We start from the raw sequence: 16993 nt of genomic DNA on the forward strand, positions 1-16993 counted from the left end.
CCGGACTATTCAACGCAGGAAGTCTGCAAGGCCCTCGCGTTCGCTTCAGCGAAAGATAATATCGAGTATCGATTGATAGCCCGACACGGCCAAATGATCGGCAGGATGATCAGCTCTCATGGTGTGGACGGGAAAACCGAGTCGGGCCGCTTGCTGAATGCCATGTATCCAGCCGAGCCGCAGCAGAGACCCCGACCGGCAGTGGTACAAATCTTTACAAACAGGCACGACGTCCTGTGCGTTCTTCGCCCATAAGGGCTTGAATTTATTGAAAGTCTGGTTTCTCGAAGAAGAGTTGGTGCCCCTAGCCGGAATCGAACCAGCACTCCTTGCGGAATCCGATTTTGAGTCGGACGCGTCTACCAGTTCCGCCATAGGGGCAACGCGGGCGGCACTATAGCGGGCGGGGGTGGCGCGTCAATCGGGGAGTGCGGATTGCCGGGGGCGAATCGGGCACGGTGCGCGTTTGGGGTGGACGGGACGTCCGCGCACCCGGGCCATCCTCAGCCTCAGCCGCTGGCGAGGCCGTGGATGTTGCCGTCGGGGTCCTTGAACCAGGCCAGCTTGAGGTCGCCGGCGACGTGGATGTCGCCCTCCACCGTCAGGCCGGGCATGTCGTAATGCTCGAAGGCGACGCCCTTGTCCTTGAGCGAGCGGACCACCGCCTCCATGTCGTCGCCGACGATCCAGGTCACGGCGGTGGCGTCGTTGGTGCCGGCATTGGCGGATTCATAGACGAACAACGTGGAATCGCCGGTCTTGTAGGCGATGGCACCGGGCTCGTGCACGAAGGCCGTTTCGAGGCCGACGGCGTCCTCGTAGAAGCGCCGGGCCGCCGCGAGGTCCTTCACCGCGAGGGTGGCGATGGCGATCTTGCTGCCCAGCATGGCTGTTCCTTCCGATGTCGGCGCGTCGACGGCGTAGAGTACGCATAAGAGCGCGCGGCGGGAAGCGCCATGCCGGCCGGCATCGCCGCCATTCTTATTTCAGCCAATTTGCCCTATGAAAGTGGCGGGTCTCGCCCCGCCGGGCGTTCGGCGGGGAGGACGATCGCCATATCCGGAATGCCCATGCGCCGTATCCTCTCGCCTCTCGCCGGCCTCGCCGTTCTCTGTCTCGCCGCCCTCTGCCTGCCGCCGGCCGCCGCCGCCGACGAGGCGCCGCCCTGGCGCACGGGCGTCTCGCTGCTGGGCGACCTCAAGCATCCCGGGCCGTTCGACCATTTCGACTATGTGAACCCCGATGCGCCCAAGGGCGGGCGGGTGCGCCAGGCGGTGCCCGGCTCCTACGACAATTTCAACCCGGTGCCGCCCAAGGGCGTGTCCGCCATGGGGCTCGACGGCGTCTACCAGACGCTGATGGCGCCGGCGCTGGACGAGCCCTCCTCCGAATATGGCGAGATCGCCGAGGCGCTGCGCTACCCCGCCGACTATTCCTCCGTCACCTACCGCCTCAACCCCAAGGCGCGCTGGAACGACGGGCAGCCGGTGACGCCGGAGGACGTCGTGTGGTCCTTCGAGGTGCAGAAGCAGAACAATCCGCGCTGGGGCTACTACTACAAGGACGTGACCAAGGCCGAGAAGACCGGCGAGCGCGAGGTGACGTTCACCTTCGACACCAAGGGCAATCGCGAGCTGCCGCAGATCGTCGGCCAGCTCACCGTGCTGCCGAAGCATTGGTGGCTCGCCAACGGGCCGGACGGCAAGCCGCGCGACGTCACCAAGACGAGCCTTGAGGCCCCGCTCGGCTCCGGGCCCTACCGCATCAAGCGGTTCGATGCCGGGCACACCGTCGTCTATGAGCGCGTGAAGGATTGGTGGGGGACCGACCTGCCGACCGCCAAGGGCCAGTATAATTTCGACGAGATGCGCTACGATTATTACCTCAACGCCCAGCAGCTGCCGGACTTCTTCAAGAGCGATTCCTATGATTTCCGCCTGGAGAACATCGCGGCGAACTGGGCGACGCTCTATGGCGACGATGTCGCGCCGATCAAGCAGGGCCGCATCGTCAAGCAGGATTTCCCGAGCACGTCGTCCGGCCGCATGCAGGCCTTCATCTTCAATCTGCGCCGGCCGAAATTCCAGGATCGGCGCGTAAGGCAGGCCCTCAACGACGTCTTCGATTTCGAGGAGATGAACCGCACTCTGTTCTACGGGCTCTACACCCGCATCGATTCCTATTTCGCCGGGCTGGACCTCGCTTCGAGCGGTCTGCCGCAGGGCGAGGAACTCGCCATCCTGGACAGCGTGAAGGACAAGGTGCCGCCCGAGGTGTTCACCACGCCCTACACCAATCCCGTCAACGGCACCGACGAGAACCGCCGCGCCAATTTCCGCGCCGCGCTCGACCTGTTCAAGCAGGCGGGCTGGGAGATCCGCGACAGGAAGCTCGTCAACGCCAAGACCGGCGAGCCGATGAAGTTCGAGATCCTCATCGATAACGAGGCCTTCACCCGGGTGGCGCTCGTCTACCAGCAGGCGCTCAAGCGCATCGGCATCGACGTCGACATCCGCCTCGTCGACGATTCGCAGCTCCAGCAGCGCCAGGACAACCGCGACTTCGACATGATGGTCTATCTGTGGGGCGAATCGCAGTCGCCCGGCAACGAGCAGCGCGAATATTGGGGTTCGGCCGCCGCCGACCGGCCGGCCTCCCAGAACCTGATGGGGATCAAGGATCCGGCGGTCGACGCCCTGATCGACCGCGTCGTCTACGCCAAGGACCGGCCCGAACTGGTCGCCGCCACCAGGGCGCTCGACCGCGTCCTGCTGGCGGGCGACTATCTCGTGCCGATGTGGCGCTCGCCCGTCTGGCACACGCTGCGCTGGGACCGCTTCGGCCAGCCGGCGACGCTGCCCTCCCAGAGCCCGACCGGCGGCTTCCCGGACGTCTGGTGGTACGATCCGGCCAAGGTCGCCAAGGTGGGGCCGGGACGGTGAGGGGCCTGACGCACGTCCCGGGTGCGCGGACGTCCCGTCCGCTTCTGCCTGGACGTGCAGGCAGGCGGAGATCTCTTTGGCCGTCGCCCGTCGACGCAGCTGTTGCGCCCAGCCGAAGGCAAGAGCGGACGGGACGTCCGCGCACCCGGGAAGCGAGCCCCTCTTGAAAAGCCATCAGCCCCCATCAATCCCCCTCGACCGCCGCACCCTGCTCAAGGCCGGCTTCGCCGGTGCCGCCAGCGCCCTGCTGCCGGCAGGGGCGCGCGGTGCCGAGATCGAAAGCCATGGCCTGTCGAGCTTCGGCGACCTCAAATATCCGCCGGGCTTCAAGGCCTTCGCCTATGTCCGCCCCGACGCGCCGAAGGGCGGCGTGTTTTCGCAGCAATTGTCCCAGACGATCTACAATCAGGGCTTCAACACCTTCGACAGCCTGCACATCTACATCCTCAAGGGCGACGGCGCGGCCGGCATGGATGCCTGCTTCGCCACGCTGCTCGCCCGCGCCTGGGACGAGCCGGACGCGATGTACGGCTATGCGGCGCAGTCGGTCGCCGTCTCGGCCGACCGGCTGACCTACCGCTTCCGCCTCCGGCCGGGCCTTTCCTTCCATGACGGCTCGCCGCTGACGGCGGCGGACTGCGCCTGGTCCTTCAACACGCTGAAGGCGCAGGGCCATCCCTATCTCGGCGAGGCGCTGCGCGCCTTCGTCGAGGCGGTGGCGGAGGCGCCGGACCTGGTCCGCGTCACCCTGGCGCCGGGGCGAGGGCGCGATCTGCCGCTGGTGGTCGCCGGCCTGCCTATCTTCTCCAAGGCCTGGTGGGCGGGGCGGGATTTCGGCCGGTCCTCCCTCGACGTGCCGCTCGGCAGCGGGCCCTACAAGGTCGGCCGGGTCGCTCCCGGCCAGGCGATCGCCTTTGAGCGGGTGACGGACTGGTGGGGCGCGGCACTGCCGAGCCAGGTCGGCTCCCACAATTTCGACCGGCTCGTCTATGAATATTACCGCGACCGGGCGAGCGCCTTTCTCGGCTTCACCGCCCGCAACTTCCTGTTCCGCGAGGAGGTCAACTCGATCAACTGGGCGACGGGGTATAATTTCCCGGCGGCCAAGGACGGGCGGGTCCGGCGCGAGTCGGTGCCGGACTACACGCCGTCGGGCGCGCAGGGTTGGCATTTCAACACGCGCCGCGACAAATTCGCCGATCCGCGCGTGCGCCGGGCGATCGGCATGGCCTTGGACTTCGAATGGACCAACAAGTCCATCATGTTTTCGTCCTACCAGCGCACCACCTCGATCTTCGAGAATTCGCCGCTGAAGGCGACGGGCCTGCCCTCGTCGGAGGAGCGCGCCATCCTGGAGGAATTCCGCGGCAAGGTGCCGGAAGCGGCGTTCGGCGAGGCGGTGCTGCCGCCGGTCTCGGACGGCTCGGGCGCCGACCGCGCTTTGCTGCAGGCGGCCGGCCGCCTGCTGGCCGAGGCGGGCTGGACCGTCATCGATCGGGCGCGGCGCAACGCCAAGGGCGAGGCGCTCACCGTCGAGTTCCTCGACGACAGCGACGCCCTGCTCAAGCACACGCAGCCCTTCATCCAGAATCTCGGCCGCCTCGGCATCGCCGCGAGCTACCGCATCGTCGACGCCGCGCAATACCAGCTGCGCACCGACAATTTCGACTATGACGTCATGGGCCGGCGGGTCTCGTTCGACCTCACGCCCGGGGAGGGGATGCGCGGCTATTTCTCGAGCCGGGCCGCCGCCATGCCGGGCTCGCTCAACGCCGCAGGCATCGCCGACCCGGTGGTCGACGCGCTGATCGACAGGATCGTCGCGGCGCAGAGCCGGGCCGAGCTGACGACGCTCTGCCGCGTGCTCGATCGCGTGCTGCGGGCAGGCTATTACTGGGTGCCGCAATGGTTCCGGCCGAACCACTGGCTCGCTTACTGGGACCTGTTCGAGCGCCGCGATCCGGGCGTGATCTACATGCTCGGCGCGACCGAGCTGTGGTGGTCGAAGGGGTGACCGAGGAGAGCCCCCGGGACCGCAGGCTTCCAGCCCATATGCGCTAACTTTGCCGACCATAGCGCGATTTTCCTTCTCCCATGCGGGAGAAGGTGGCGCGAAGCGCCGGATGAGGGTCTGGACTTCTGCAATTCCAGCGCGACCCTTGAGCTATCTGCGTTGAAGTTTAGACCCTCATCCCCCTGCCGGGACCTTCTCCCGAACAGGGAGAAGGCGGGTCTTGCCCATATTTAGCGCTATGGGCTGGAAGCCTGCGGTCCCGGGAACGCAAAACGCCGGCCTGGTGAACCAGGCCGGCGCCGGAAACGCGTGAAGGGACCGCTTACTTCTTGTAGTCGGTGCGTTCGGCGATACGGGCCGACTTGCCGCGGCGGTCGCGCAGGTAATAGAGCTTGGCGCGGCGGACCTTGCCGCGGCGGACCACCTTGATGGAATCGATCATCGGCGAGTAGAGCGGGAACACGCGCTCGACGCCTTCGCCATAGGAGATCTTGCGAACCGTGAAGCTTTCCTGCAGGCCGCCGCCGTCACGGGCGATGCACACGCCCTCATAGGCCTGAACGCGGCTGCGCTCGCCTTCCACGACCTTGACGTTCACGATGACCGTGTCGCCGGGCTGGAATTCCGGAATGGTCTTGCCGGCCGAGAGGCGGGCAACTTCTTCCTGCTCGATAGTCTGAATCAAGTTCATCGTCGATCTCCGCGCGCACCCTTTGGGCGCATCTTGCTCTTGCTTGAGTGGAGGCGAGCCAATACGCCAATTCCTCACCGGAGTCTATTTATTTCGCGGCCTCGTCGGGACGCGTTTTTCCCACAGGTCGGGCCGCCGCGCCTGCGTCAGCGCCTCGGACTGGGCGCGCCGCCAGGCCGCGATGTTGCGGTGATGGCCGGAGCGCAGCACGTCCGGGATGTCGCGGCCCTCGAAGCCGAGGGGGCGGGTATAATGGGGATATTCGAGCAGGCCGTTCTCGAAGCTCTCCTCCTCGCCCGAGGTCTCGCCGCCCATGACGCCCGGCAGCAGCCGGACGCAGGCGTCGATCAGCACCATGGCGCCGAGTTCGCCGCCGGACAGCACATAGTCGCCGATCGAGACCTCCTGCAGCGACCGCGCCTCGATCACCCGCTGGTCGACGCCCTCGAAGCGGCCGCAGACGATCACCGCCCCCTCGCCCGCCGCCAGCGCCCGCACATGGGGCTGGGTGAGCGGGGTGCCGCGCGGCGACATCAGGAGGCGCGGCCGGCCGTCGTCGCCGAGCGCATCGATCGCCTGGGCGAGGACGTCGGCGCGGATCACCATGCCCGGCCCGCCGCCGGCCGGGGTGTCGTCGACCGCCCGATGCCGGCCCTGGCCGAAATCACGGATGTTGCGCGTCTCCAGCGCCCATTTTCCCCCGGCCAGCGCCTCGCCGCTGAGCGAGACGCCGAGCGGGCCGGGGAACATCTCGGGATAGAGGGTGAGGATCGAGGCGCGCCACATGGCAGCTCTCATCATTCGCGAGAAGAAAGGATCAGCTGCCTTCTCCCGCATGGGGGAAGGGACTCGCGTTGCTTTCTGCAAGGCCCGTGCCGGTTTGTTGCGTTCCCGACTACAGCCCCAGCAGGGGCTTCAGCCGAGGATCGGTGAAGTCGGCGACGGAGAAGACGACATTGGATGCGTCGAGTATCGCCGCCTCCAGCATGGTGGTGACGCCGACGGCCCGCATGCCGGCCCGCTCGGCCGCCTCGATGCCGAGCGGCGCGTCCTCGAAGACGATGCAATGCGCCGGATCGAGTTTCATCGCCTCGGCGGCGGCGAGGAAGAGATCGGGATGCGGCTTGCCGCGATAGCCCATCGAGGGCGAGACCACGGTGACGAAATGGCGGCGCAGGTCGAGCCCGTCGAGCACCAGCGCGGCGTTCTCGGGCGGGGCGGCGGTGGCGACGGACATCGGGCGTCCGGCGCCCAGGCACAGGTCGATGAAGTCGAGCAGGCCGGGCATCGGCGCCATGCGGCCGCTGTAGATCTCGCGGTAGATCGTCTCCTTGTCGAGGCCGAGCGTGTCGAGCTCCAGTTCGGACGCGTCCGGCATCGCGGCGCGGACGACCTCGCGGTTGGCCCGCCCCGCCGTCGCCTGGAAGAAGGTGGCGCGGTCGAACGGCAGGCCGCGGCGCTGGTGCCAGACCTCCCAGGCGTCGTTGTGGACATGCATGTTGTCGACGAGCGTGCCGTCCATGTCGAAGATGAGGCCGGCCACCGGGGCCGGGGCATGCAGGACGGTTTCGAAGGGAGTGTCAGCGCTCATCGGTCTTTCCTGTGGGATCTTCGCTCTCGGTGTCTATTTCCTCGGGCAGGACGACGAGAATATGTCCGGCCTTGACGTCGACCTGCGGCACGATCTGCCGGGTGAAGGGCAGGAGCCAGGGCTTGGCGCCGGTGCCGGCGGGCGTGACCTCGACGATGTCGCCGGCGCCGAAGTCGAACAGGGCGGTCACCGTGCCGATGACCGTGCCGTCCTCCCGGCGGGCGAGGAGCCCGACCAGGTCGGCATGGAAGAACTCGTCCTCGTCCTCGGGCGTGCCCAGCGCCTCGCGCTCGGCGAAGAGCTGGAGGTTGACCAGCGCCTCGGCGCCGTTGCGGTCGTTCACGCCCTCGACGCGGGCGATCAGCAGGTCGTCCTTGAGCGGGCGCAGGCCGGCGAGCCTGATCACTCGTCCCGACTTGGTGGCGAGCGGGCCGTAATCGGCGATGGCGAGCGGCTCTTTGGTATAGGATTTCAGCCGCACCTCGCCCTTGAGGCCATGGGCCGCGCCGAAAACGCCGAGCAGAACGAGGTTCTTCGGGGTGGGGGGCATGGGATGCCTTGCGTGGAAAGAGGCACCGAATTTCCTTCTCCCGGATGAGGGTCTGGCGTTCGACAAGTCGAGTGCGATTGACCGCACTCTCTCGTCCACGCTTAACCCCTCATCCGCCTGCCGGGACCCCGAGCATTTCCAAAGGAAATGCGGAGTCCCGATCGGGAGAAGGCTGCTGATGACCTATCACGCCGCTTCGGCGGCGGCGGCGGCCTTCTTGGCCTTCTCGGCGGCGCGTTCCTGCGCCTTCTTGCCGGGCTCGGCCTTCTGCGGGTTGCTGCGGGTCTCGCGCGCCAGGACGCCCTGGTCGGCGAGGTGGCGCAGCACGCGGTCGGTCGGCGTCGCGCCCTTGGCGATCCAGGCCTTCACGGCGTCGAGATCGACGGTCCACCGCGGCTTGTCGCCGTCCTTGGCGAGCATCGGGTCGTAGGTGCCGACCTTCTCGATGAAGCGGCCGTCGCGCGGCGAGCGCGAATCGGCGACCACGACCGCATAGAACGGGCGCTTCTTGGCGCCGCGGCGGGCGAGGCGGATCTTCAGGGACATGGGATACTCCGTTTCTGTCGTTCTGGGTTGAGAGTCGTAAAGCGGCCGGCGGCGCTATTTCTTCTTGCCGCCGCCGAAGGGGAAGCCCGGCAGGCCGCCGGGCGGTTTCGGGCCGCCGAGGCCGGGAAGGCCCGGCGGCTTGGGCGCGCCGCCGCCGGTGAAGTTCGGCAGCTGCGGCGGCAGATTGGGCATTGGCGGCATGCCGGGCGGCATCTGCCCCTTCGAGAGGGCCTCCATGGCGCCGGGCGGCAGGGCCGGCATGCCGCCGCCGCCGAGCCCGAACATCGAGGCCATCTTGCCGAGGCCGCCCTTCTTGGCGCCGCCCATCTTCTTCATCATGTCGGCCATCTGCATATGCATCTTCAGCAGCCGGTTGATCTGTTCGGGCGTGGTGCCGGAGCCCGCCGCGATGCGGCGCTTGCGCGAGGCCTTGAGGATCTCCGGCTTGCGGCGCTCCTCCGGCGTCATCGAATCGATGATGGCGCGCTGGCGCTTGAACACCTTGTCGTCGATGTTGGCGCCGGCGATCTGCTCCTTGATCTTGCCCATGCCGGGCAGGAGGCCGAGCACGCCGGACATGCCGCCGATCTTCTCCATCTGGATGAGCTGGTCGCGCAGGTCCTCCAGATCGAAATGGCCCTTCTGCATCTTGGCGGCGATCTTGGCCGCCTTCTCGGCGTCGATCGTCTCGGCCGCGCGCTCGACGAGCGAGACGATGTCGCCCATGCCGAGGATGCGGTTGGCGATGCGGGTGGGATGGAAATCCTCGATCGCATCGACCTTCTCGCCGGTGCCGACCAGCTTGATCGGCTTGCCGGTGACGGCGCGCATCGACAGCGCGGCGCCGCCGCGGCCGTCGCCGTCGAGACGGGTCAGCACGATGCCGGTGATGCCGAGGCGGCTGTCGAAGGCGCGGGCGGTGTTGACGGCGTCCTGGCCGGTGAGGGCATCGGCGACCAGCAGCACCTCGTGCGGATTGGTGGCGGCCTTGACCTCGGCGGCCTCCGTCATCAGCGCCTCGTCGACCGTGGTGCGGCCGGCGGTGTCGAGGAGGACGACGTCGTAGCCGCCGAAGCGGGCGGCATCCATGGCGCGGCGGGCGATCTGCACGGCGGACTGCCCGGCGACGATCGGCAGCACGGAGACGCCGACCTGCTGGCCGAGCACGGCGAGCTGCTCCATCGCCGCCGGACGGCGCGTGTCGAGCGAGGCGAGCAGCACCTTCTTCTTGAAGCGGTCGGTCAGGCGCTTGGCGATCTTGGCGGTGGTGGTGGTCTTGCCCGAGCCCTGCAGGCCGACCATCAGGATCGGCACCGGCGGCACGGCCTCGAGGTCGATCGACTGCTGGTCGGCGCCGAGCGTCTCGATCAGCACGTCGTTGACGATCTTGACGACCATCTGGCCGGGCGTCACCGATTTCAGCACCTCGGCGCCGACGGCGCGGGCGCGCACCTTGTCGGTGAAGGAGCGGACGACGTCGAGCGCGACGTCCGCCTCGATCAGGGCACGGCGGATCTCGCGCATCGCCTCGCCGACGTCGCCCTCGGTGAGGGAGCCGCGGCGCGTGAGCTTGTCGAGCACGTCGGACAGACGGGCGGAGAGACCATCGAACATTCAAATCTTCCCTTGTGCATGAGCCCGAACGCCCGGCGGGGCCTTCGGGCGGGATCATGCGCCAAACAAGAGTGTCGGCTGCAACGGCTGATGTTGGAGCCTGCCTTCCAAAGAGCAAGACGCACAACGCAAAACGCGCCCGCGGGCGCATCGCGCTGGCGGGCGTTGGCCTCCATTCTCCGGGAATGGTCGGCGAGCTGGCGTCTTACCGATGTAAGAACGGCCGGCAGATAGGGGAAAAACCCGCCCGAGTCAATGAAACCATGCGTTTCGCCGCGCAGGGCCGCCGGCCGGCGCCATCCGCCGCCGCCCGAGCCGGGGCAGGAGGACAGGCGAACGGGCTCGGAAACACTATGGTGCGGGTCAGGGCATGACGCTATCCTCGGTTGCATTCGCGGCCGAATGCCGCCCCTCTCGCCGCCCGCCATGGAAGCCGATCGCCATCCCGTCATCGACCGGCCCGCGCCGACGAGCCGCATCGCCGCCATCCTCGCCGCGGATGCGTCCGGCTACAGCCGGGCGATGAGCCAGGACGAGGCGCGCGCCTTGGCCGCCCTGGCGGCGAGCCGTTCCATCATCGATCGTTCGGTCGCCTCGCGGCAGGGGCGCATCTTTTCCACCGGCGGCGACAGCGTGCTGGCCGAGTTCGCCTCCGGCGAGCAGGCCGTCCGCTGCGGACGGGAGATCCAGGCGGCCCTCGCCGGCGCCGCGAAGACGGGCGAGGAGGTCCTGTCCTACCGCATCGGCATCCATGCCGGCCGCGTCCATCTCAGCGGCGGCGATCTTCTCGGCGAGACCGTCAACATCGCGGCGCGGCTGGAGAGCATCGCCAATCCCGGCGGCATCTGCATTTCCAAGACGATCCGCGACGGCCTCGATGTCGAGAAGCTCGACATCGAGGACATGGGAGCCCGGCTGCTGAAAGGCATCCGGGAACCGATCGAAGTCGCCCGCATCCGCCTCGGCGAGCCCGGGCAGGCCCGCGGGCTGGAAGGGAAGTTCAGCATCGCCGTCCCGCCCTTCGCCTGCGCCGGCGCGGACGATTATTGGGGCGAGGGCCTGGCGGACGACCTGATCGCGGCGTTGTCGCGCTTCAAGAACATCGCGGTGCTCGCGGCGGCGCCCCGGCCGGCGGCCGAGAGGGAGGATCCGCGGCGTGTGGCGGCCGCCCTCGGCGTGCGCTTCGTCCTCGCCGGCGCCGTCCGCGTCGAGGCCGGCCGGTTCCGCCTGTCGGTCCGGCTCCTCGACGGCGCCTCGGGGGTCGTCCTGTGGGCGCATCGCTACGACGAGCGCTCGGAGGGGCTCCTCAACGCACAGGACCGGCTGGTGGAGAGCGTCGCCGGCATCCTGGCGGGGCGCCTGGCCGAGGCCGGCGCCGACACGGCGCAGCGCAAGCGCACCGAGAGCCTCGACGCCTTCGACCTGATGCTGCAGGGCACCCGCCACGCCAACCGCCTGGACCCGGCCTCGAGCGCGCTCGCGCTCGGCTGCTTCGAGAAGGCGCTGGCGATCGATCCCGATTATGCGGGGGCGCTGGCGATGCTGGCCCTGATGCGCCTGCGGGCCTGGGCGCTGCATCCGGGCAGCGGCGACCTCGCGCCGGTGGCGGACCTCGCCGGACGCGCTTTGGCTCTCGATCCGGCCGATGGCTGGAGCCATCTCGTCATGGGTCAGATCGCCCTCTACCGGCGCCAGCTCGACATCGCCGAGGTCCATCACAAGAAGGCGCATGCGCTCAACCCCTACGACGCCCGCATCCTGGCGTTGCGCTCGCCGCTGGCGACCTATCTCGGCAAGCCGGAGGAGGGGAGGGCCTGGATCGAACGGGCCATGCGGCTCGATCCGCTCCACCCCGCCTGGTACGCCACCAATCTCGGCCTCGCCTGCTACTGCGCCCGCGACTATGCCGACGGCGCCGCGGCCTATGCCGGCGTGGCCGGGCCCCAGGCCGGCGTGCTCGCCGGGCTGGCCGCCTGCCGGGCCCAGCTCGGCGACGCCGACGGCGCCGGACGGGCGCGGGCGGCGCTGCTCGCGGCCAAGCCCGATTTCTCCGCGCGCATCTTCATCGCCGCCCGGCCCTTCAAATACGAGCTCGACAGCGACCACCTGCTCGAAGGGCTCCGCAAGGCCGGGCTGCCGGACTGACCGGGCTCAAACCCCTCACAGCCTCGGGTCGATCGGCTCGCTCTCCAGCGCCAGGATGGCGAACACGCATTCATGCACCTTGCGCAGCGGCGCCCCTGCGACGAAGCGCGACAGCGCCTCATGGCCGAGCGCGAATTCGCGCAGGGCAAGGGCCCGCTTGCCGCCGAGCCCGCGGGAGCGCAGGCGCTGCAGATTTTCCGGCAGGTCGTATTCCGGCCCGTAGACGATGCGCAGATAGTCCGGGCCGCGCACCTTGAGGGCGGGCTGGATCAGACCCTTGGCACCGCGCGGCGCGAAAGCGAGCGGCTTCACCACCATGCCCTCGGCGCCCGCGGCGACCAGCCCTTGCCACCAGGCCGCCGCGGCGGCGCAGGCCTGGGCGTCGTCGAGGTCGAGAACATGCATCGCAGTGGCGACCAAGGCGGGTTCCCCGGATGCGGCCAGCCGCCGGGCGACGCCCATGTGCCACAGATGATCCTTGTCGAAGTGCACCGCGCCCTCGCTCGCGAGGAGGTGGAAAGGCGCGACCTTGAGGTCGTCGACATTCGTGACCGGCCAGACATAAGGCGCCCAGGTCTCGGCATAGCGTTCGGCCTTGTCGGCGCGCAGGCGCAGGCGGGCCTGCAGCGCCTCCGCGCCGGCGACCCGTCCCAGCATGCGCGTCGCCGCGTCGAGCGCGGCCTGAAGCCCGGCGCGCGCCGAAACGCCCACCGGCTCGTATTGCTCCGCGATCAGGCCCGATGCCTTCGCCGACCACGGCATGATCTCCGCATCGAGCAGCAGCCAATCGGTGCCGAGCTCCTCCCACAGGCCGGCGGCGTCGGCTGCGCGGCGGATGCGGCCGAGCAGGGCCGCGGTGGTGGCGCCGTCGTCGAAGAAGGCGCGCCCCGTCCGGGTCCAGATCGCCCCACCCTCATCGCCGCGCAGGCCGAAGCGGCGCCGGACCACCGTTTCGTCGCGGCAGAGCGCGATGACGGCGCGCGAGCCCATATGCTTTTCTTCCAGCACCACGGTCTGCTGGCCGCGTTCCCGGAAGAACGCGAAGGCTTCCTCGGGCCGCTCCAGCCAGCCTTCGTCCCGGCTGGTCTCGACCGGCGACATGGTCGGCGGCAGATAGGCCAGCCATTGCGGCGGGATGGCGAAGCGGCTCATCACCTCCAATGCGGCCGCGGCGTTCTCCTCGGGAACGGCGATGCGCCGCATCATGGCGGTATCGATCCAGCGCCGGCCGGAGACGTCGGCATAGTCGAGCAGATGGTCCGCCTCGGCCTGCACGCTCGTCTCGGCGGCGACGGCGGCGGGAGCGGGCCGCAGGGGCTCGGCATAGATGCGTTCGGCGGCGACGGCGACGATTTCGCGCTCCGGCCAGCGCAAAGCGGTGAGCTCGCCGCCGAAGACGCAGCCGGTATCGATGCAGAGCGTGTTGTTCAGCCATTCGGGTTCGACGACCGGCGTATGGCCGTAGACGACGGCCGTCTTGCCGCGGTAGCTCGCCGCCCAGTCGATCCGGACGGGAACGCCGAGATCGTCGGTCTCGCCCGTCGTCTCGCCGTAAAGGGCGAATTCCCGCACCGCGGGGGAGCCGCGGCCGATCATGTCCTCCCTGAGGCCGGCATGGGCGACGGCCAGCCTGCCGCCGTCGAGCCAGTAATGGCTGCGCAGGTCGCCCAGGAGGGCCTTGACGCGGGCGACGAAGTCCGGCGGCTCGGCGGTGATCTGGTCGATCGAGGCCTGCAGGCCATGGTTGACCGTCACCTTGCGGCCCGCCAGCCAGCGGCTGAACTTGTTGTCGTGGTTGCCCTCCGTCACATAGGCATGGCCAGCCGCCACCGCGGCCATCACGATGCGCAGCACCTCCGGCGTCTTCGGGCCGCGATCGACGAGATCGCCGACGAAGACGAGCTTGCGCCCCGCGGGCGAGGCGACCGAGAGCGTGTCGCCCGATCCCGTCACCGCGTAGCCGAGCTTGTCGAGCAAGGCCCGCAATTCGTCGGCGCAGCCATGTACGTCGCCGATGATGTCGAAGGGCCCGTGATCCATGCGCTTGTCGGTCCAGAGCGGCTTGCGCGCGATCACGGCCGCCTCGACCGCCGCCTCCGAGGACAGTTTCCAGACCTGCCGGAAGCCTTCCCTCGGCAGGTTCCTGAGGCCGCTGCGGATTTCCTGCACCATGCGGCGAGGAACGCCCGGGCCGAACGGCCGGTCCGGCCGATGGCTGTTGCGCTCGATGCAGACGTCGATACCGGGATCGATGACGATCGCCACCGGCAAAGCGTGCCAGCGGCGCGCGAGTTCGATCCAGGCCTTGCGCTCGGCCGCTCGGACATTGGTGGCGTCGATGACGGCGAGGCGCCGGTTCTTCAGGCGCTTCTCCGCGATGGCACGGACGAGATCGAAGGCGTCGCCGGACACCGTCTGGTCGTTTTCGTCGTCGCTGACGAGGCCGCGGCAACGGTCGGAGGAGACGATCTCGGTCGGTGCGAACCAGCGGGAGGCGAAGGTCGACTTGCCCGACCCGGTCGCGCCGATCAGCACCACGAGCGAGAAGTCGGGAATGTCCAGGAGGGTGGGGTCGGGAAGCCTCATCGTGTGAACACCACCATCTGCGAGGGGGCGCCGAATTCGGGGTGGGCCTCGCCGAGGCCGGAATGCACGGCGGCATAGCCATATTGCTCGCCGATGCGGCCGGCCCAGGCCTGCATCTCCGCCCGGCTCCATTCGAAGCGATGGTCGGGATGGCGGAAGGCACCCGCTCTCAGCCCGTCGAACAGCACGTTGTGATCGGCGTTCGGCGTGGTGACGATCACGGTACGCGGCTTGGCGGCGCCGAAGACGACCTCTTCGAGGGCCGGCAGGCGATCGGGGTCGAGATGCTCGATCACCTCGACGAGGGCGACGGCCTCGGCCCCGTGCCAGCGGTCGTCGCGATAGGTGAGGGCGCCGTGGAGCAGGACGACACGCTCCGCCCGCGGCCCGGTGGCCTGTTCGAGCCCGAGGCGTTCGCTGGCCCGCTGCAGCGAGGCGGAGGAGGCGTCGAGCCCGATGATCGTCCTGAACTGCCGCATCTTGACGAGCCGCATCAGCAACCGGCCCTCGCCGCAGCCTAGATCGGCGACGACGGAGGCGCCGCTGGCGGCGAGCGCCCCGGCGACGGCATCGAGGCGGACGTCGTGCAGGCGCAGCGGCGCTTCCAGCCTTTCCTCGCGGCCCGGCTGCGCCGCGGGTCGCCCGGCCCCTGTCTCCTCTTCCGCCTCTTCGGGGGCGAGGCGGGCCAGGGCGGCGCGCACGAGCCCGCGCCGGCGCTTGAGGTAGCGCGTTGCGATGATCTCCCGCGCCGGGTGGCCGTGCAGCCAGGCGCCGCCCTTGGCGATGAGCTTGTCCACCTCGTCCTCGCCGATCCAGTAATGCTTGTCGGTATCGAGCACGGGAATGAGGACGTAGAGGTGGTTGAGGGCGTCCGCGAGCGTCAGCGTTCCCGACAGGCGCAGCGTGGCATAGGCCGACGGTCCGGCCCGGCCTGCGACGACATCGAGGTCGACGCGCCAGCCGAGCGGCTCGAACAGCTGCCGCACCAAGGTTTCCGATCCCCTGACGCGCAGCGGCGTGACCGTGATCTCGAGCGGGATCGCCGTCGCCGCGAGGTCCGGCCTTTCGCGGGAGCTGCCCGCCATGGCGGAACGGAAGGCGCGGTTGATCGCCACAGACAGGAAGGACGAAGCCGCATAGGGCCGGTCGTTGACATAATGGTCGAGCGGTCCGTCGGAGGCTCCGTGCCCGCGCACCAGGCCGACCGGATCGATGTCGAGCACCAGCGCCGCTTCGCAGCGCGCCTCGTCCGATTGCGGAAACAGGACGAAGGCCCTCCCGAAGGCGAGCTCGAATTCGTGCACGCGGTCGGGATGCTTCATCAAGAGGTAGCCGAGGTCGGTGGCGGGCCTATGGGTCGTGGCGAGCGAGAGGAACATGGCGGGGCGCGACTCGAACAGGGACCGGTATCATGGTCCGCGGGGGGATTTTCCTAACGGTAAATGCCCGAAAAGCCCATAGCGATATCATCCATCCCGGCCGGATGGTCCATGTCTGAGCGCCGAGCCCGAGGGCGCAGCCCAAGCTGATCGCATTTGATCCAGACATGTCATCCCGAGCGCACTGCATCCTGGAGAGGATGCGGTGCAGACACGGGATCGCACGCAGAACGAGCCTTATCCTGCGCGAGATCCCGGATCTGCGATGCACCACTGGCGTGCTGCATCGCGTCCGGGATGACCAACATTTCCAAATGCGATCGCCCTCAGGGGCGCCCCGCTTTCCCTCGCCACGCGCGCGCCGTTCCGTGTTAGGAACGCGGCCCCGCGGCGATGCCGCTCCCATGGCGGAATGTGACGATGCCCTTCTCGATCGATCAGGCCAGCGTGCCGGTATTCATCCAGTTCCTCGAAAGCCTCGCAGCCATGCTCGGCAAGGCGGCGGCGCATGCGGAGGCCCGGAAGGTCGAGCCGGCGGTGTTCTGCCAACTGCGGCTCTTTCCCGACATGCTGCCCCTTTCCCGCCAGGTTTCGCTCGCCTGCGACTTCGCCAAGCTGGCGACCGCCCGGCTCGCCGCCGTCGAGGCGCCGAAATATGCCGACGACGAGCGCGATTTCGCCCAGTTGCAGGAGCGCATCGCCCGCACGCTGGACTTCATCCGCTCGGTGCCGAAGGCAGCCGTGGCGGCGGGTGCCGAGCGCATCGTCACCATGAAGCTGGCGAAGGGCGAGCACAGCTTCGCCGGGCCGGTCTATCTCATGCATATGGCGCTGCCGAACTTCTTCTTCCACATCGCGACGGCCTATGCGATTCTGCGCAGCAATGGCGTCGAACTGGGCAAGTTCGATTTCATCGGATCCCTTCCCGCCTGAGC

General features: G+C 68.6%; 13 protein-coding genes and 1 tRNA gene. 4 read left to right on the forward strand and 10 right to left on the reverse strand.

What is annotated here, in order from left to right:
• Positions 1–296: 296 nt before the first annotated feature.
• Positions 297–381: transfer RNA gene (locus J3R73_RS29515), tRNA-Leu, on the reverse strand.
• A gap of 128 nt (positions 382–509) precedes the next feature.
• Complete coding sequence (locus J3R73_RS29520) at positions 510–887, reverse strand: VOC family protein (protein ID WP_307435945.1); 378 nt, start codon at positions 885–887, stop codon at positions 510–512.
• A gap of 183 nt (positions 888–1070) precedes the next feature.
• Between J3R73_RS29520 and J3R73_RS29525 the strand changes: the two genes are divergently transcribed.
• Together J3R73_RS29525 and J3R73_RS29530 are read left to right on the forward strand one after the other, a co-directional pair.
• Positions 1071–2942: an extracellular solute-binding protein gene (locus tag J3R73_RS29525; protein WP_307435948.1), complete on the forward strand. Its 1872-nt coding sequence runs from the start codon at positions 1071–1073 to the stop codon at positions 2940–2942.
• A 163-nt stretch (positions 2943–3105) separates the two neighbouring features.
• Positions 3106–4956, forward strand: coding sequence for an extracellular solute-binding protein (locus J3R73_RS29530; RefSeq protein ID WP_307435953.1), 1851 nt, complete (start codon positions 3106–3108; stop codon positions 4954–4956).
• Between the two features lie 322 nt (positions 4957–5278).
• Here the strand turns inward: J3R73_RS29530 and rplS are convergent, their stop codons facing one another.
• The 6 genes from rplS to ffh all read right to left on the reverse strand — a co-directional run bounded on the left by rplS (position 5279) and on the right by ffh (position 9948).
• A complete protein-coding gene (gene rplS / locus J3R73_RS29535) occupies positions 5279–5647 on the reverse strand; it encodes a 50S ribosomal protein L19 (protein WP_307435956.1) in 369 nt (122 codons plus the stop codon).
• 84 nt (positions 5648–5731) lie between these two features.
• A complete protein-coding gene (gene trmD, locus J3R73_RS29540) occupies positions 5732–6433 on the reverse strand; it encodes a tRNA (guanosine(37)-N1)-methyltransferase TrmD (RefSeq protein ID WP_307435959.1) in 702 nt (233 codons plus the stop codon).
• A 109-nt stretch (positions 6434–6542) separates the two neighbouring features.
• Complete coding sequence (locus J3R73_RS29545) at positions 6543–7238, reverse strand: HAD family hydrolase (RefSeq protein WP_307435961.1); 696 nt, start codon at positions 7236–7238, stop codon at positions 6543–6545.
• Positions 7228–7788 (reverse strand): ribosome maturation factor RimM, encoded by a 561-nt coding sequence (rimM, locus tag J3R73_RS29550; protein WP_307435964.1) that lies wholly within the window; start codon positions 7786–7788, stop codon positions 7228–7230. Before rimM ends, J3R73_RS29545 begins: the two co-directional genes overlap by 11 nt.
• A 186-nt stretch (positions 7789–7974) precedes the next feature.
• Positions 7975–8334 carry a 30S ribosomal protein S16 gene (gene rpsP, locus J3R73_RS29555; RefSeq protein WP_307435967.1) on the reverse strand — a complete coding sequence of 120 codons (360 nt, stop codon included), beginning with the start codon at positions 8332–8334 and terminating at the stop codon, positions 7975–7977.
• 54 nt (positions 8335–8388) lie between these two features.
• Positions 8389–9948, reverse strand: coding sequence for a signal recognition particle protein (gene ffh, locus J3R73_RS29560; protein ID WP_307435969.1), 1560 nt, complete (start codon positions 9946–9948; stop codon positions 8389–8391).
• A 402-nt stretch (positions 9949–10350) separates the two neighbouring features.
• On the opposite strand from ffh, the gene J3R73_RS29565 reads away from it, so the two are divergent.
• On the forward strand, positions 10351–12093 hold the full coding sequence (locus J3R73_RS29565) for an adenylate/guanylate cyclase domain-containing protein (RefSeq protein ID WP_307435971.1): 1743 nt from the start codon (positions 10351–10353) through the stop codon (positions 12091–12093).
• A gap of 15 nt (positions 12094–12108) precedes the next feature.
• On the opposite strand, the gene J3R73_RS29570 is transcribed toward J3R73_RS29565, so the two are convergent.
• Together J3R73_RS29570 and J3R73_RS29575 are read right to left on the reverse strand one after the other, a co-directional pair.
• On the reverse strand, positions 12109–14679 hold the full coding sequence (locus J3R73_RS29570) for a polynucleotide kinase-phosphatase (RefSeq protein ID WP_307435976.1): 2571 nt from the start codon (positions 14677–14679) through the stop codon (positions 12109–12111).
• The gene (locus tag J3R73_RS29575) at positions 14676–16058 is read right to left on the reverse strand and encodes a 3' terminal RNA ribose 2'-O-methyltransferase Hen1 (RefSeq protein WP_307435979.1); all 1383 of its coding nucleotides are present in this window, start codon (positions 16056–16058) and stop codon (positions 14676–14678) included. Before J3R73_RS29575 ends, J3R73_RS29570 begins: the two co-directional genes overlap by 4 nt.
• A gap of 420 nt (positions 16059–16478) precedes the next feature.
• Here J3R73_RS29575 and J3R73_RS29580 point away from each other — a divergent pair, with 420 nt between their 5' ends.
• Positions 16479–16991, forward strand: coding sequence for a DUF1993 domain-containing protein (locus J3R73_RS29580; RefSeq protein WP_307435982.1), 513 nt, complete (start codon positions 16479–16481; stop codon positions 16989–16991).
• The last annotated feature ends 2 nt before the right edge of the window (positions 16992–16993 follow it).

Source organism: Labrys monachus (assembly GCF_030814655.1).
GTDB classification, from domain to species: Bacteria; Pseudomonadota; Alphaproteobacteria; order Rhizobiales; family Labraceae; genus Labrys; species Labrys monacha.

What these genes read in the sequence shown, in the direction of transcription:
- J3R73_RS29520 (WP_307435945.1), bottom strand. Translation starts at nt 887, where the DNA reads ATGCTGGGCAGCAAGATCGCCATCGCCACCCTCGCGGTGAAGGACCTC.
- J3R73_RS29525 (WP_307435948.1), top strand. Translation starts at nt 1,071, where the DNA reads ATGCGCCGTATCCTCTCGCCTCTCGCCGGCCTCGCCGTTCTCTGTCTC.
- rplS (WP_307435956.1), bottom strand. Translation starts at nt 5,647, where the DNA reads ATGAACTTGATTCAGACTATCGAGCAGGAAGAAGTTGCCCGCCTCTCG.
- trmD (WP_307435959.1), bottom strand. Translation starts at nt 6,433, where the DNA reads ATGTGGCGCGCCTCGATCCTCACCCTCTATCCCGAGATGTTCCCCGGC.
- J3R73_RS29545 (WP_307435961.1), bottom strand. Translation starts at nt 7,238, where the DNA reads ATGAGCGCTGACACTCCCTTCGAAACCGTCCTGCATGCCCCGGCCCCG.
- rimM (WP_307435964.1), bottom strand. Translation starts at nt 7,788, where the DNA reads ATGCCCCCCACCCCGAAGAACCTCGTTCTGCTCGGCGTTTTCGGCGCG.
- rpsP (WP_307435967.1), bottom strand. Translation starts at nt 8,334, where the DNA reads ATGTCCCTGAAGATCCGCCTCGCCCGCCGCGGCGCCAAGAAGCGCCCG.
- ffh (WP_307435969.1), bottom strand. Translation starts at nt 9,948, where the DNA reads ATGTTCGATGGTCTCTCCGCCCGTCTGTCCGACGTGCTCGACAAGCTC.
- J3R73_RS29565 (WP_307435971.1), top strand. Translation starts at nt 10,351, where the DNA reads ATGCCGCCCCTCTCGCCGCCCGCCATGGAAGCCGATCGCCATCCCGTC.
- J3R73_RS29570 (WP_307435976.1), bottom strand. Translation starts at nt 14,679, where the DNA reads ATGAGGCTTCCCGACCCCACCCTCCTGGACATTCCCGACTTCTCGCTC.
- J3R73_RS29575 (WP_307435979.1), bottom strand. Translation starts at nt 16,058, where the DNA reads ATGTTCCTCTCGCTCGCCACGACCCATAGGCCCGCCACCGACCTCGGC.
- J3R73_RS29580 (WP_307435982.1), top strand. Translation starts at nt 16,479, where the DNA reads ATGCCCTTCTCGATCGATCAGGCCAGCGTGCCGGTATTCATCCAGTTC.